The sequence below is a fragment of the Ilumatobacter sp. genome (genome assembly GCF_041688325.1).
In the GTDB taxonomy this organism is placed as follows: Bacteria; Actinomycetota; Acidimicrobiia; order Acidimicrobiales; family Ilumatobacteraceae; genus Ilumatobacter_A.
This window is the reverse complement of sequence record NZ_JBDNIJ010000241.1, coordinates 13,029-27,482: the sequence shown is the minus strand read 5'-3', so window position 1 is coordinate 27,482 and position 14,454 is coordinate 13,029. Positions and strand designations below refer to the sequence as shown.

Sequence of the window (14,454 nt, the reverse complement as noted above, 5' to 3'; positions counted from 1 at the left end):
CCATCCACCCCCCTGATTTGGTCCCCTGATTTGGTATGGCAAAAAGAACCAAGAGCACTCGGCAATTCGTCCAGTCGCCACACGTCCACTTCTCACCGACGTCGACCAGCCACCCAGCACACCCCGTCGCCCTCCGCCGCCGAACCAAACCGCCAATCACACCAGTCGTCAGGCCGATCTTCCACCCCCCGCCATCGGCCTACCAGCATCGGCATCACTAGCCTGTCATGTAGTGTGAAACCCATGTACCCCGACAGCTACGGAACCAACCGCATCACACTTGACCAGATGAAGGCCAAACACGCAGCCAAGATGCACCCCGAGTTCGCTCGCCGGTTCTTCGCCTACATCGAAGCCAAGGGCGGTCTGCTCGGCGTCGGTGGCGGATGGCGGGCAACCGGATCTCAGCCCGACAAGTCAGGGTTTGCGCCCGAAGGTCAATCGTTTCATCAGGACCAAACGTTCGCGTCAGGCACTGTCGGATACTCAGCCGTCGACCTCGTCACCGGCAACGGCTCAGCCAAACACAAAGCGCCGGCGTGGGCCGACACCGAAGACGCTGGCCGCTGGGGGCTTCACACCTTCATCAACGGCGAACCGTGGCACATCCAATGCAACGAGATGCGCGGATGGTCAACGTGGCGAAACGCCGGAAGACCCGACCCGCACACCATCGCATTACCCGACCGTCTCACACCGGCCACACCATCAACACCAACACCAACACCAACACCAACACCAACAGAAGAGGACGACAACATGCTCAACGCAACATCACTCTGGCGGCCCAAGGGCTACTCCAACGTATTCGCCGTCACACCAGACGGCGCCCGCCACCTCGGCGCAGAAACAACCGAAGACCTGAAACGGCGACTCATAGCCGCCGGACAAAACCCGAAAGTCATCGTGTCAGACCATCCGCAAGAACTCAAGAGCGTCCTAGCGCTCGCCGGACTCACCACCGCAGACCTAGTCAAGTGAACAACGACCGGGCACCCGACCGGGCACCCGGCCCGCCCGACTCGGGCCGAGGCGTCGAACAGTTCAGCCAAATGTTGATAGGTCTATCAAGACGGATCTCTCAACTCGAACTCGCAACGTCATCCGCCGGAGGAGTCAGGGTCTCATCGCCGCTACCCAGCGGCGATGACAGAACTCTTGGAAGCGGCACAGTAGCTTTCAGCGTAAACGAGTTTGCACTAGCAGGCTCCTCTGTCTACACAATCCCATCCAACTCGGTTCATCTCATTTTGTAAACAGCTTCCCCAGCCAAGGAAACATCATGTCGAAAATTATTGTAGATCAAATCCAAAAATCCGGCGGCACCGCCCTTTCGCTCCCATCGACCGACGGGACCGGCGGCCAATTTTTGGGGACCGACGGCGCAGGCAACCTTTCGTTCGCCTCCCCCTCACCCCCCTCACACGCCCCCGAAGACACCCCAGATATTATTGGAAGCGTCATCACCAACTCCGCCAGACAAAACGTTTACTCCACAGGAGAATGGTCAAGCTCCGGCCCCTGGACCACCTACTACCACAGCTGGCAAGACGCCAACTCGATCACCCAAGGCTTCAACATGTTCATGGGCGACGGATACCCGAACGGCTCAAGCCAACCCTTCTACGTGAACGACGGCGAAAACGCGATGACCCGCGTAAAAGAGTACGCCCACGGCAGACGCATCGGCAGCAACCGCAAGGACTACTACTACTACGACAACATCACCACAAACTATTCTGGTGTCAGCTGGCGCTGCATCCCCATCAGAAACACCACAGCTTCCCCAATCACCCGCACGTTCAACGCCTACCTGTCGGCCGTGGACTCCGCATACGGCGGCGGCGCAGTCGTTCAATACACTCCGAACACCGGCATCTACTCCACGACAACCGGCGGCACCTGGAACAAAATAGGATCCGCGAACAGCAACACAGAAAACCTTGTGAGCTCATCCGTAGTCGTCCCCGCCGAAACAACGATCCTGCTGTTTCTGTGCAGCGTCCACCGGTACGAAACGACTTACAGGTTCAAGGACACCAACTCCATTTACAACCTGCACACATCGTTCGGAACAGGACTTGTCTGCGACCTACGAATGCTTGAAACCCTAGCGACAGCGCGCATCGCCAACGAAAGCACGCAAACAATCGCCGAACCACACAAACTGTACCCAGCTTGCGCTTCCATCTACGGAGACCGATAACCATGAACCTCGACATCAAGCACCTCGAACACGTCAAAGAAGACATCTTGCTGGGCATCAAATCCGAGACACGAGACAGCATCCTGTCCAAGTACAGCATCTCAGACCAACTGAACGCCACCGGCCAAACCGCCACCGCCATGCGGACAGAAATTGGCAAGCTCATCACTCACGGAAAAAACAAATCCGATCTTGTAGCTGCGTGCACAACATTCGAAGAACTCGAAGCCGTAATCCCCCGGAAAGACTAGCTGGCTAGCGGCGAACAGGCTGACCGGAAACCGGACGGCGAGCAGCACGAGCCCTCGGCGACTTAGTCACCGCAGCAGGCACCGGATCCGAAGTAAGAGCACACCAATACGCCATCGTCGCAGCCGTCACCAACGACGGCCTCGACTGGCCCGTCACATCACGCCGCTGCCACACAAACGAATCGCCGACCTCACGACGAACCACCGCAGAAACCGCAGTGTTCAACACCGGGTCATCCACATGAGCGACCTTCGCAGAAACCACCGCATCATGGAACGCGCCGACAGCACGAGACGTCCCCTGCGCCGTCACCGGAAACACCAGATGCGCGTCCTCCGTCTTGTACTGCCCACCCCTCTTCACCTTCACTTTCCTCGCCGTCAACGCCTCCAACGCCGGTATCGCAGACGCCGCCGGTGAAGACGCACCCACCGCAACCCACGACTGATGAGCAATCGCATTGTCCGCAGCCCGCTTCACCAAACCATCCATCGACACAGGATCATCAGCAACAGCAACAACCTCGATCGGGAACACCTGACCGTCAGGCATAGCGGCACACGCCATCAACGCACCACCATCACGGTCAGGCTCAAAGTCCAACCCGAACACCACCCGGCCACCATCAGCCAACACCTTCGCCACAGTGAAACCAGACCGCTTCGCCTGACCCCACCAACGAGACAAACCAGGCCCACCAGAAGACGTCCACAGATTCAAGTTTTCTTTGCGAACCGTCGCCTCATCCGACTCACGAACCTCAGTCATCAACGACAGCCAGTCAACACCGCCAGGCTCACCAGCCGACGGGTTCGCCGCCCGCACCTCAACCGGATCAAACCGGGACGCATCATCCGACGACGCATACTCGATCCAACAGATCGTCGCATCAGGATCACCGATCGACGCACGGCCAAGATCGGTGTAATGACGCCACAAAACAGACGTCTCATCACCAGCATTCGACACCAAATAGAACTGGGCGAGAGGACGAGTCAACAACGTGTTCCTGATAGCGCCAGCCAAACCCATCGACACATGAGCGTACGCCTCGTCAGCAATCGCCAAATCCAGAGACAATGAACGCGCAGCCTTCTTCGCAGTCGGCGTCACCGGCATATACCAGGAGCCGTTCTTCATCACCAGCTTCTCCTGGTTCCGCTGCTTATTGACCTCCTTCACACGCGAAGCGAAAGGCGTGTCCATCAAAATGTCGACATGCTCCTCCCACTTCAACCGGGCCAACGAACGATCCTGAGCCGTATAGGCGACATGCTGACCGGCAGGCAACAGCTGACGAGCCACACGCGTCAAAATCCACGACGTCTTCCCATTCTGCCGAGCCACCGACGCACCCACCGTACGGAAACGGGGCCGACCAGTAACCGGATCAAACTCACCGGCAAGATCAGACGCCTCCGACTGCCAAAAGAACGGCTCCCACCCGAGCAGACGAGCAACCTGGAGATCAAGATGCCCATGCGTCGGCAGATCAGACCGAGCCGACGCCCAACGAGGCGGGGCATACGGCGGCACCGACGACGAAACAACTAGCTGGCTAGCTTCAACATCATGCGCAAGCTGATCGAAGTCAGTGATCACGAGTCCTTCGGCAAAAGCTCGAAGTCCCACACGAACGAACCAGGCGAACCCGACTTGTACGTCATCTTCACCCGGCGCACCGGCACACCCCACTCATCAGCCCGACGCCGACGAGCATCAGCCGCCTCAGTCCTCACCTCACCAATCGCATCCATGTCACTCCCCCTCCGGCCCAGTCTTCATCGGTTCAGTCTTCACCGGTTTCATCGCATCAGCCAAAGCCGCAAACGGATCAGCCTCAACATCATCCTCAGTACCAAGCAACGCCTTGCGTTCCAAATCGACACCGAACTTCAACAACGCCACAGCAGACGCAACCGGAATCTCATTCACGTCAATCCCCTCCAACACAGACATCGCCAAACGCGCAGCCTTCCGAGCCAACTCGACATGCAACTCGTTCATAGCCTGCACAGCCTGCACAGCCTGAACAGCCACACCAACACCTTCACCAACTTCTAAATCGTCGATCACAACCACTCCACACTCTGCACCGGTACACCGGCATCCTCGGGGAAAACAACGCCCTCCCTCTCCAACCGCTTCCTGAACTTCGACTCCATCGACAACAGCTTCGCCTGCTCACCCTGACATCGTAAACATGCCGGTCGAAGAACGCAGCACCCAGACTGCTCGCGGTGATCATGTCGAGATAAAGGCGGAGAATGATCCGCCGAATCAGACGCATCACCATCACACACGAGAAGAAGCTGACAAGGCAGGCCAAGAAGCCCCGCACGCAACTGCCGATACCGGTGACCGTACGCATAATCACTCACAAAATGATTCTCGCCGCAGTGAGAAACACGTCATTGTCGCGCGGACGCTCCGACGGAAGACGCTTCCCCGACTGCGCCCACTCGGCAAGCATAGGAACCCACTCGCCCTCAACGAAACGCTGCCGCGACCCATCCGCATTCTCGCGGATAGGCCAGCCACCAAACTGAGAGTGACGGCTCACGCCGACAACCAGCCACTCAACATAGCCAACCGCATAGCCAACGGAACCGGAGTGTTAATCGAGAACACGTCCAACCACCTCACCACAATATGCCGCTGGCCCTCCCCAACAACCAAACCGACCGCCCGCAGATCCGAAACAACCTGATCCAACGACTGATCTGCCTCCAACATCGCATCGAAAATCTCACGCACACTGCCATCACTGAAATCATCACTCAAATAGCTCATAGCGGAACAGTACCACGCTTGCGACCAAATGAGCAACCAGTCACCAAACAGAAGGGGAAGACGCTAGAGGAATGCTTCGACCCTTCGGTACACACACACAGGTTGACAACGTCATGTCTATATCTATTTTTTGAATTTACGTTTACCCAGGTAGGGGGACCTTTCTTGAACATTTGTACCGAATATTTCACTTCCAATTCCGTTGCAACCTTGACACGAGTTTGGAAGCCGATATACTTATCTTCGAACACCGAGCAAGCCGGTAACACTCTCGTTACCGCTAACAGAATGGACGATTCCAATGGCGAACACAATCACACTCACGACCGACCATCGGGCACTAGTTGCTTCGGTCATTAACTCGGATGTCAAGGTTGGAGAATGGCAGGCTAAGGCAAGCGACGCATGGCAGGCCATCATGGTCGTGGCACTAGGCGACGAGAAACTGGCCGAAGCGCTTAGGTCGCTCTATGTTAAGCGCCGCATCAATGCGGCAACTCCGGGAAGCATGGTCCTGACGGTTGAAGAATCGGCGGCGGTCACACTGTCTGCGAAGAACGTGTGGAAGCAACGTAAGGCAGAAGTCAAGCGCAAGCTTGCCTCCGGTAACGAGTTGGTTACCGGCCGAGAGTCACGGCCTAAGGGCAAGAAAGAACGTCTGGCAGACGTCACGGCGGCGGCTCGCAGGGCACTCGCCGCAGGTTGCACGACCGAAGACATTCTGGCCGCCCTGTCGGCCTGACCGGAGCAACTGGCACCGACGACCTGGCGTGAGCTAGGCCGGTCGGTGCCGGCCGGAGACTGGTAACCGCTTGGTTACCGGTGTCCGGGCGGCATCGCCCAATTTGACAACGGCCGCCGTAGGCGGCTGACCACGCAATGCACTAGCTGGCTAGCGCCCTGAAGACATAGGGGCGACACTGACCGGCCGGCCCTATAGGGCTCGGCTCGCAGGTGACTGGCGATCTGGAGCGGCGCGAGCATGGTCAAGATTTGGCAATAGAGCTACTGCCATGCACGTCGACAGGTCTGGCGTGTGCGGCCGGTAACCATCCGGTTACCGTCGTGTAGCGCCCTGACTGCGAGGGTTGACTTCGGCAGCGCTTTCGGCGAGCGTCCGGCCCGGTAACCGTTTGGTTACCGGACTTCCGGATCGTGTGACGTTGGAAGGATTCAATAAGACTAGCCAGACCGGCACGCTCGCCGGTCCGGCCGTGCCATCGGTGGACATTCATCCCACCGGTGCCATGTCTAGATGCAGCGCCACGGGTCGGCCGGTAACCATTCGGTTACCGGCAGGCCGGAGAGTCAACGGCGTGTCCGTTGGTTGTCCGGTCGGGCAATTCTGCCCGGTCATTCACCGGTAACCGTCCGGTTACCGTCACCCTTTGGAGGGTTCATGTCCAGCTATTTCCAGTCCACTTCTGCGGATCGTGTCGTCACGGTCTGGCCGTGCGTCACCGGCGAGTCGGCGTTCTACGATGTCGTTTACGGCGACACGTCCGGCGAAGATTATGTGCCGATGGGTACCGCTGACCGTGTCACGGCACGGGAGGCTGCCTGCTATATCGTCACGGAGATCGGCTGCCCGTTCGGGGCGACCATTGAAACGATCACTCGGCAGATCGCCGTGTGGCGTGCCGGTGAGACGCTTCGGTCAGAAGTGGCGGCGTCGAAGTGATCAGGTCTTTCTTGGCCGGTCCGGCGGCGCTTGTTCTGTCCGTGTGCGGCGTCAATTGTGCCGGTAGCCAGCCGGTTACCGTTCCTGTTCCGGTGTCGTGTCCGGCGACGACGTGGTCTGGTTGGGGCGATGTCCCGCCGTGTGATCTTGACGGTTCGCAGACGTGGATTCTTGTCGGCGAGTCGGACTTCTGGACTGTCGATCCGGCGGGCGATTGTGCCGGTGCCGGTGGCGTCTATTCGGTGAGTGTCACGGATCCGGTGACGCATTACTGCATCGACGTGGACTACTGATGCGTGTCGGCCGGTAACCGTTCGGTTACCGGCAGGCCGGAGAGCCAACGGCGTGTCCGTTGGTTGTCCGGTCGGGCAACCCTGCCCGACCACACTTCACTGCCATTTGCAAGCTATCAACTAGCGGGCTAGTGTCAGTGTTTCCATTCCGGTAACCACCCGGTTACCGGTCACGAACCAGGAGGTTCGCAATGTCCACCACCACTACTATTGCTGCGCCAACGCTTGACGAGGCTGCCGAGATGTTTCGGCTGGCGACCACGTCGGCTACAAAATGGCAGTTCCTCGACGGCGTGGTCAGTCTCGCCGTGTCGATGCCGCAGTACACGCAGACGGAGATCGTTGCCCGTATCGGTGATACCGCTCTGTTCAAGCAGATGCACGGCGATCACCGTGACACTGCCAATGGCGTCGCCGGGTCCACGAAGAATGCCCGGTCTAAGCTCAAGTCGATCCGTGATGAGCTTTCGGTGGTCAAGGTGTGGGCGCCAGCTGACCGTGTCGACGGCGTCTCGTTTGAGGCGCACAAGGTATTGAACCGGCTCGGTTCTGACGCTGGCGGCAAGATCCTGGCGGGACTCGTCAAAAATATGGGCGGTCCGGGCAACGTCACCAAGGCTTCCGTTGTCGCTCGGCTCAAGGTCGCCGACCCTGATCACAAGCCCCAGTCGAACGGCAAGAAAAAGCCTGCTGATGCTGCTGCTGGACGTTGGAAGGATTCAATAAGACTAGCTGCCGGTAACCAAGCGGTTACCGGCGGGGCTACCCCGCTGGACCTCGGCACGATCGGCTTGCTCACCTTGGCTGACGCCATCAATGCTCGGTTGACTGTCGCCGACCTGTCGGTTGACGCCGCGTTGGCTAAGGCGGTGCGGCAGATCGTCGACGTGTTCGAGGCGTTCGATGCACGGTCGGCGGCCAAGGCCAAGGCCAAGGCCAAGGCACCGGCTGCGCCGACGGCTGCGGCGGGCCGGAGTGGTTCGTCGGCGTCGTCGAAGCGTAAGCCTACGACGGCGGTCAAGACGCCGGTCAGGGCGGCGGTTAAGACGCCGACGCGTCCCGTGTTGAACGTCAAGGTCAAGCCGTGACTCTGGTCTAGTCGGCTAGGGCCCGGTAACCGCACGGTTACCGGGCCACGGCCTAGTGCTATCGGCTTCGTCGATGGTAGTAGGGCGTGCATCCTGCATTCCACCAACAACCCAGGAGGGTTACCATGTCCACCACCACCACCACCACCGCTGTCGCCGACGTCGAGAACATCATATCTACGATGGTCGTCGAGGGGCAGCCAGTGTTTGATCTGTATCGTGATGTGCCGGAGGAGCATTGGCGGCGTGCTGCTGCGTTCGTCCCTGACGTGCCGGTCGAGGGTTCGTTCATTGACCGTGACGTGTTCGGCCGGAGCGGCGTGCAGCATGTCGTCGATGCGATCGTGCTCAGCGAGAACATCATGGTTTGCGGTCATGCCGGGTCCGGCAAGTCGACGCTCATCGAGTACGTCTGCGGTCTACTTCGGCTTCCGTATCTTCGAGTCGACTGCTCACCGAATATGTCGATCCCGAACCTGATGGGCCGGTCCACTGTCGGCGGTCTGATGACTGACCGTGACGATGTTCAGGGCTGGCTTGAGGGTGACCTGCTGTTCGCTGCCCGCCATCTGCCCGGCGTCGTACTGTTCGACGAGATCAACCGGATGGATGCGGTCGGGGCGACCGAGCTTATGTCGATCACTTCGGAGGCCCGCACTTTGTCGGTGCCGGAGGCTAATCTGCCGACGTTCAAAGCCAAGACGTTGATGTTCGCTGCTACTGCGAACCCGCCGTCTTATGCTGGCACGTTCGAGGTCGATGAGGCGGTTGCCCGCCGGTTCGTGAAGCTGCCGTGGGGTTATGACCGGCCGACCGAAGACGTCTTGATCGGGTCTGAGACGTTGCTCGATGTGGCTTGGGCGGTGCGTGCTCACACTCATATCCGTTCGATCCTGCCGACTTCGACGCTGCTCCGTTTCCAGAAGAAAGTCCGCTACCACGGTGACGCTGAGGCGGCGCTCGGTTTCCTGCTCGAAGACTTCACTGGCATTGAGAAGGAAGTGATCGAGACGACGATCGACGGGCGGATCGACATGATCGTCGCCGAGTTGAAGGCGTCGAGCTAGTCGGCTAGTGCCCGGTAACCGCACGGTTACCGGGCCACGGCCTAGTGCTATCGGCTTCGTCGATGGTAGTAGGGCGTGCATCCTGCATTCCACCAACAACCCAGGAGGGTTAGCTATGAACAGTGAACTTGTAATTCGAGTGGAAGGAATACCGGGTTCCGAGGTACCCAACCTGGCACGGTTCGCCGAGTACATCGGCGTCGTGTGTCAGATCAACGGCTCGCTTGTTGAGCAGGTCTATGTGTCGGGAAGCGCCTGCGGTCCTGAGTCCACGTCGTCGTGCGGTCGGTACTTGACGCTTGGCTCCAGGTATTTGCCGTCGATGGCTACCGGTAAGCCGACGGCGATTGCTGCGTGGTGCGGTGCTGCGTTGCACGGTTTCGCACATTCCCGGTACTCACCCCGTGACGATGAGCCGTTGAGTAGGTCGCTTAAGGGCGGGCGGCTGCATCGTACGTGGAACATGATCGAGGATGCCCGGATCGAGCGGCTGCTGCTGCGTGACTTCCCGGGGTGGGCGCCGCACATGATGGGCGCCGTCTCTCACATTCTGCTTAAGCCTGTCAATAATCGTCCGCTCAATTTGAGCAACGTGTATCCGCTACTCGTCGGCCGCACCTATCTTCCTTTGGCGCTTCGGTCTGAGGCGTACGATGCGTTTGCTGCCGAGCATTCGGGGTACATCGCCGACGCTGTTCGTGATCTGACGATGCGATATTCGATGTTGGTCGATCCTGGTTCTGAGGATTGCGTCGAGGCGCTTGACATTGTGAATCGTATGCACGCTTTGGTCGGTGACTTCGGATCGGATTGCGGCAGTCACGCCGTAGATGGTTCTGTCCCCCGTGAATGGACTGATCCTGGCGACCCGTCGAGCGACGACGACGACGACGACGACGGTAACCAGACGGTTACCGACGACGAGGCCGACGATGAGGCTGACGACGAGGCCGACGATGAGGCTGGCGACGAGGCTGGAGGCGGCGACGAGGCTGGAGGCGGCGACGAGTCTGGCGAGGCTGGCGACGATGAGGCTGGCGACGATGAGGCTGACGGCGGCGATGAGGCTGGCGACAGCGATGAGGCTGGCGACAGCGATGAGGCTGGCGGTGACGGCGACGGCGACGACACCGCTGACGGCGATCTCGATAGCTCATCCGATGGCCTCGGCGGCGGCGGCGACTCAGACGTGGACGCTAGGCGGCTAGTGGAATGGTCGAAAGCGATCGGCTCTGCACTGGAGCAGGACGAGCGGCTGAAAGAGGTTGCTCAGACGGTTGTGTCCGGCCGGATGCCGACCATCAAGCTGGCTGACGCCGAGGTTGATGGGATATCCGTGTCGGTGGCAGTCCAGCTTGCCGAGTCGGAGATCGCCCGAGAGTTGCGTGTCCTGATGGACGGTGTCCGTCCTGGCCTGCGTCGGCGTGTTGACCGGGGCCGTTTCAACGTGGCCCGGGTGGTGCGTGAGGGTGGCGCTACCCGGGCCGAGGAGATGTTTGACCGGCATGATCCTGGCGCTCTCCGCTCGACGGGGTGTGCGGTGGCGATGCTCGCCGACGTCTCCGGTTCGATGGGTTCTGATGGTCTGGTCGGTGCGATGCAGTCCGTGTGGGCTGTTGATCGTGCAGTCCAGTCGGTGCGCGGTTCGTTCAAGGCGTGGTCATTCGGATCGTATTGCAAAGAGTTGCCTGCTTCGGTGGGCGACGGGGTGTGGGTACCGAGAAGCTTGGAAGGTTCGACTGAGCCGTTGGTCGGGATGTCCGCTGCGAGTGCCTGGCTTTCTCAGCAGCGTGAGCCGAACAAGGTGTGCATCGTCGCCACTGATGGCGTGTGGGAGAAGCACGGTAGATGCCTGGACGAGTTGCGTGGGATGCGTTCGGCTGGCGTGTTGGTTGCGGTGTTCGGTATCGGGATGTCTCAATGGGCGATGGTCGATCATTTCAGTGGGGTCGATGTCTTGTTGCATCAGATCAAACATGCAGCCGACCTCGGTCCGGCTGTTGGTGCACTGTTGGTGGACCGTGTCCGTTCGTCGGTGGCGCGATGATCGTGCAAGGGAATGGCAAGCCACGTCTGCTAGGTAATCCCACACGCGTAGTGTGTACGGGCGCATGGGCGTGCGATGGGAGTCGGCATTGTGTCTGTTGGTGGGACGCACCTATTGAGAGGGTTGACGCCGAGTGCTGCCAGTGTGGAGATACGCCGCACCCGCTTGAGGATCAGTCATGAGTTTGCATCGGTGTAAGTGGTGCAACGTGCCGTCGTGGGTTTGCTTTCTCCGCTACCTGCTGGGGCGGCGGCCGTGCTGTCCTCTGTGTGACAGTGGCAAGCGTAGTCACGGCTGTCCGTGGTGAGCTAGTCGGCTAGTCAGCGCCGGTAACCACCGTGTTACCGGCGCTTGCAATCCCATGACAAGCTAGCTATAATGAAAGCAACATGAACAATCAACCAGCACCAACATGGCAGAGCGTGCTCTGGTCCATTCTCGAATGGACCTTCAAGTTTGTGTGCGCTGTCGCACTCGTCAGCTTCTCCCTGATGCTCGCCGCAACCGGCGCAGTGTTCGGCATTCTCCGAAAGACAAGCTCATGAAGAATCAATCAACCAACATCAACAACAATTCCCAGGAGGGAAACACTATGAACAACGCAACCACCACGCCCATCACACTCGACCGCAATGCAGCGGCACCGAGTCGGGCCACCAACAGCATCACGTTGACCGCAGGGTCGATGATGTTCCCGCTGTCTATCTATACCGCAGTGTCAGACGTTGCCATCAACCGCAGCGAACGACTCAACGGCGACCCGGGTATCAGCGTCGGCCGGGTGCATGTCCGCAAGGACACCGGCGACATCATCGACCCGGCTAACGTGACTCGCATGGCGGAAGCCGCAGCGGGCAAGGGTGCTGGCAAGTGGGTTGTCGTCGACGACGCCGACCTGGCCGAAGTGTACGGCGATACAGGCGAGGCCAAGATCGTCTCGTTCGTACCGGCTGCCGATGCTGGCAGGTATGTCATCGACGGTCTGGTCCAGGTGCGTGCCCGCAACGACAAGCGGGCGTCCGCTCAGGTGGCGAACCAGGCGGCGTTCTCGCTGCTGCTCACCGGTATGGCGAACCGTCAGGTGCAGGCACTCATCCGGTTCGTGGTTCGTGGCGGCCCACGGTTCGGGCTGCTCGATCACACTGGCGACATGCGGACCATCATCACGGCAGATGCCGTTCGTGAGGCCCGTGAGTTGCCGGTCATCGAACATGCTGATGGCGCCATCGACATGATGGGCCAGTTCATCGACTCGGTCGGTGTCATGTCAGAGCCGGTCATTGATGACACGCCGGTCAAGGTGCAAGAGTTCATTGACTCGAAGGCGGCGTCGTGTGGCGTGGCGGTTGGCGACTCGCCAGCTAGTGCGCCGTCTGTGGTCGTGGTCGATGTGATGGCTGAGCTAGCGGCGTCCATCGCTGCGTCGATGGAGGCACGCAAGTCGGTGAAGAAGGCTGTTGCGAAGAAGGCTGTTGCGAAGAAGGCGACGGCCGGGTCGAAAGCGAAGGCGAAGTGATGGCCCGACGTCACAAGGATTTGGATCATGCGGCGAAGCTGGCCCGCCGGTTGGGTTGGACGATCACGAACAGGAACGGGCACGAGTACTGGTGCCCGCCCAGTGGGGGGCGGGTGACAGTGTCGTCTTCTCCGTCGGATCGCAATGCTGGCAAGCAGGCGCTCCGTGATTTGAGGAAGGCAGGGTTGGTGGTATGAGTGAGCACGAAGAGCAAATCACTTTCCGCCACTGCCTGATGATCGCAGCGATCCCGCTGCTATTCGTCCTCGGGTGTGTTCTTGAGATCGTGTTGTTCTGATGGCGGCTGAATACACCGGCCGTCGGTGTGACTACTGTTGTAGTCCGGCCACCGAGCTTTACAAGGGGCAGTGCATCCCATGTCTGGCTTTCGGTAGCCTCAATGCACCGCAAGAGGGTGACGTTGACCCGTCTTCATCGACACCTGATTAGCTAGCCAGCTAGCGAGAACCCCTCGACCTTACGGTCGGGGGGTTCTTTGCGTTCCAGCTTGCAAACCAGTGGCAAGCTAGCTATACTGATTGAAGTATGACAAACTCGGCAGGCAGCATGCGGTATCACTCAGCCAGCGTCCTGTCGGTGGACCGCTACATCAACGATGACGACTGGGTAATGGAGCAGAAGCTCGACGGCGTCCGCTGCGCAGTGACAGTCAACGACGACGGGATCGTTTCGTTCTCCACCAAGTCGGGCGTGCGTCACCATCCCGCCATCGCCGCCGAACTGGGCGGCCTGCCTGGCCTGGCAGTTGACGGCGAACTCATGGCAGACGGACGTCTCTGGCTGTTCGATATCACCACGGTCGTCAGCACAGACCTCACCCGCGAGCCGCAGAGCGTGCGCCGCTCCTACCTTGAGGCGCTATCGCCAATGCTTGACATGGTCGGCCGTGCCCGCGTCCACATACTGCCGTCGGCGTCCACGACAGCCGCCAAGCGGGAGTTGTGGGGCAAGGTGATAGCGCAGAACGGCGAGGGCGTTGTAGTCAAGCGCAGGACCGGCACGTACAGCAGGACAAACACACGCACACGGCACGTTCTCAAGATCAAGATTACACAGACCGTGGACTGCATCGTGATCGAGCAAAGTCCCACCTCCGTAGTCCTCGGACTGGTCAAAGGGGACCAGCTGATCGAGGTAGGCGGATGCTCGCTGATCGGCAGAGAGGCCGTCGAGCTCGGCAGCGTCGTCGAAGTCGAATACCTCTACGTCGCCAGCAAAGAAACGCCACGGCTAGTCCAGCCAAGAATCGTCCGCAACCGCACCGACAAGAAAGCAATGGACTGCGACGTGGAACAACTCGACGGGGCGTTGACTGACCGCACCGTCCTCCTCACTCACTAGCCTGCTAGTGCTTGTGTTGAGAGCACGCCGGATGCGCAGCCCAGCTGACCCCGACGATGTTGGCAAGGTTGCGGTTCTCCGGGTCGAGAGCGCAGGTAGTGGTCCGGTACTTGACACTGCGGCTGTTGCGAATCTTGTCAGAGAAGTGG

16 protein-coding genes are annotated in these 14,454 nt (G+C 59.7%); 12 read left to right on the top strand and 4 right to left on the bottom strand.

The annotated features are described in order from the left end of the window. Positions 1–243 precede the first annotated feature (243 nt). The 3 genes from ACH2EI_RS13730 to ACH2EI_RS13720 all read left to right on the top strand — a co-directional run bounded on the left by ACH2EI_RS13730 (position 244) and on the right by ACH2EI_RS13720 (position 2,457). Positions 244–981 (top strand): hypothetical protein, encoded by a 738-nt coding sequence (locus ACH2EI_RS13730; RefSeq protein ID WP_395160453.1) that lies wholly within the window; start codon positions 244–246, stop codon positions 979–981. 301 nt (positions 982–1,282) lie between these two features. Next, positions 1,283–2,206: a hypothetical protein gene (locus ACH2EI_RS13725; protein WP_395160451.1), complete on the top strand. Its 924-nt coding sequence runs from the start codon at positions 1,283–1,285 to the stop codon at positions 2,204–2,206. A 2-nt stretch (positions 2,207–2,208) separates the two neighbouring features. Next, positions 2,209–2,457 (top strand): hypothetical protein, encoded by a 249-nt coding sequence (locus ACH2EI_RS13720; protein ID WP_395160449.1) that lies wholly within the window; start codon positions 2,209–2,211, stop codon positions 2,455–2,457. Between the two features lie 4 nt (positions 2,458–2,461). Here the strand turns inward: ACH2EI_RS13720 and ACH2EI_RS13715 are convergent, their stop codons facing one another. The 4 genes from ACH2EI_RS13715 to ACH2EI_RS13700 all read right to left on the bottom strand — a co-directional run bounded on the left by ACH2EI_RS13715 (position 2,462) and on the right by ACH2EI_RS13700 (position 5,251). Next, positions 2,462–3,805, bottom strand: a complete 1,344-nt coding sequence (locus tag ACH2EI_RS13715) for a hypothetical protein (protein ID WP_395160447.1) — start codon at positions 3,803–3,805, stop codon at positions 2,462–2,464. A gap of 251 nt (positions 3,806–4,056) precedes the next feature. Then, positions 4,057–4,215 carry a hypothetical protein gene (locus tag ACH2EI_RS13710; RefSeq protein WP_395160445.1) on the bottom strand — a complete coding sequence of 53 codons (159 nt, stop codon included), beginning with the start codon at positions 4,213–4,215 and terminating at the stop codon, positions 4,057–4,059. A 1-nt stretch (position 4,216) separates the two neighbouring features. Beyond that, entirely contained in the window at positions 4,217–4,534 is a 318-nt protein-coding gene (locus ACH2EI_RS13705; RefSeq protein ID WP_395160443.1) for a hypothetical protein, read from the bottom strand. Between the two features lie 483 nt (positions 4,535–5,017). Beyond that, positions 5,018–5,251: a hypothetical protein gene (locus ACH2EI_RS13700; protein ID WP_395160441.1), complete on the bottom strand. Its 234-nt coding sequence runs from the start codon at positions 5,249–5,251 to the stop codon at positions 5,018–5,020. Positions 5,252–5,552: 301 nt separating this feature from the next. On the opposite strand from ACH2EI_RS13700, the gene ACH2EI_RS13695 reads away from it, so the two are divergent. The 9 genes from ACH2EI_RS13695 (at position 5,553) to ACH2EI_RS13655 (ending at position 14,305) form a co-directional block, all read left to right on the top strand. Further along, entirely contained in the window at positions 5,553–5,993 is a 441-nt protein-coding gene (locus ACH2EI_RS13695) for a hypothetical protein (RefSeq protein ID WP_395160439.1), read from the top strand. 657 nt (positions 5,994–6,650) lie between these two features. Next, entirely contained in the window at positions 6,651–6,932 is a 282-nt protein-coding gene (locus tag ACH2EI_RS13690) for a hypothetical protein (RefSeq protein ID WP_395160437.1), read from the top strand. 92 nt (positions 6,933–7,024) lie between these two features. Then, a complete protein-coding gene (locus ACH2EI_RS13685; RefSeq protein ID WP_395160435.1) occupies positions 7,025–7,225 on the top strand; it encodes a hypothetical protein in 201 nt (66 codons plus the stop codon). 191 nt (positions 7,226–7,416) lie between these two features. After that, complete coding sequence (locus ACH2EI_RS13680; RefSeq protein WP_395160433.1) at positions 7,417–8,313, top strand: hypothetical protein; 897 nt, start codon at positions 7,417–7,419, stop codon at positions 8,311–8,313. A gap of 125 nt (positions 8,314–8,438) precedes the next feature. Next, the gene (locus ACH2EI_RS13675) at positions 8,439–9,380 is read left to right on the top strand and encodes an AAA family ATPase (RefSeq protein WP_395160431.1); all 942 of its coding nucleotides are present in this window, start codon (positions 8,439–8,441) and stop codon (positions 9,378–9,380) included. Between the two features lie 115 nt (positions 9,381–9,495). Continuing rightward, entirely contained in the window at positions 9,496–11,427 is a 1,932-nt protein-coding gene (locus ACH2EI_RS13670; protein ID WP_395160429.1) for a vWA domain-containing protein, read from the top strand. A gap of 389 nt (positions 11,428–11,816) precedes the next feature. Further along, positions 11,817–11,972, top strand: a complete 156-nt coding sequence (locus tag ACH2EI_RS13665) for a hypothetical protein (protein ID WP_395160427.1) — start codon at positions 11,817–11,819, stop codon at positions 11,970–11,972. Beyond that, positions 11,969–12,943, top strand: coding sequence for a Ku protein (locus ACH2EI_RS13660; RefSeq protein ID WP_395160425.1), 975 nt, complete (start codon positions 11,969–11,971; stop codon positions 12,941–12,943). Before ACH2EI_RS13665 ends, ACH2EI_RS13660 begins: the two co-directional genes overlap by 4 nt. Positions 12,944–13,489: 546 nt before the next feature. Next, complete coding sequence (locus ACH2EI_RS13655; protein WP_395160423.1) at positions 13,490–14,305, top strand: RNA ligase family protein; 816 nt, start codon at positions 13,490–13,492, stop codon at positions 14,303–14,305. Positions 14,306–14,454 lie beyond the last annotated feature (149 nt).

Bases quoted from the DNA above. Each gene is read 5' to 3' on its own strand.
- ACH2EI_RS13730 (WP_395160453.1), top strand. From the start codon at position 244: ATGTACCCCGACAGCTACGGAACCAACCGCATCACACTTGACCAGATG.
- ACH2EI_RS13725 (WP_395160451.1), top strand. From the start codon at position 1,283: ATGTCGAAAATTATTGTAGATCAAATCCAAAAATCCGGCGGCACCGCC.
- ACH2EI_RS13720 (WP_395160449.1), top strand. From the start codon at position 2,209: ATGAACCTCGACATCAAGCACCTCGAACACGTCAAAGAAGACATCTTG.
- ACH2EI_RS13710 (WP_395160445.1), bottom strand. From the start codon at position 4,215: ATGGATGCGATTGGTGAGGTGAGGACTGAGGCGGCTGATGCTCGTCGG.
- ACH2EI_RS13700 (WP_395160441.1), bottom strand. From the start codon at position 5,251: ATGAGCTATTTGAGTGATGATTTCAGTGATGGCAGTGTGCGTGAGATT.
- ACH2EI_RS13695 (WP_395160439.1), top strand. From the start codon at position 5,553: ATGGCGAACACAATCACACTCACGACCGACCATCGGGCACTAGTTGCT.
- ACH2EI_RS13690 (WP_395160437.1), top strand. From the start codon at position 6,651: ATGTCCAGCTATTTCCAGTCCACTTCTGCGGATCGTGTCGTCACGGTC.
- ACH2EI_RS13680 (WP_395160433.1), top strand. From the start codon at position 7,417: ATGTCCACCACCACTACTATTGCTGCGCCAACGCTTGACGAGGCTGCC.
- ACH2EI_RS13675 (WP_395160431.1), top strand. From the start codon at position 8,439: ATGTCCACCACCACCACCACCACCGCTGTCGCCGACGTCGAGAACATC.
- ACH2EI_RS13670 (WP_395160429.1), top strand. From the start codon at position 9,496: ATGAACAGTGAACTTGTAATTCGAGTGGAAGGAATACCGGGTTCCGAG.
- ACH2EI_RS13665 (WP_395160427.1), top strand. From the start codon at position 11,817: ATGAACAATCAACCAGCACCAACATGGCAGAGCGTGCTCTGGTCCATT.
- ACH2EI_RS13660 (WP_395160425.1), top strand. From the start codon at position 11,969: ATGAAGAATCAATCAACCAACATCAACAACAATTCCCAGGAGGGAAAC.
- ACH2EI_RS13655 (WP_395160423.1), top strand. From the start codon at position 13,490: ATGACAAACTCGGCAGGCAGCATGCGGTATCACTCAGCCAGCGTCCTG.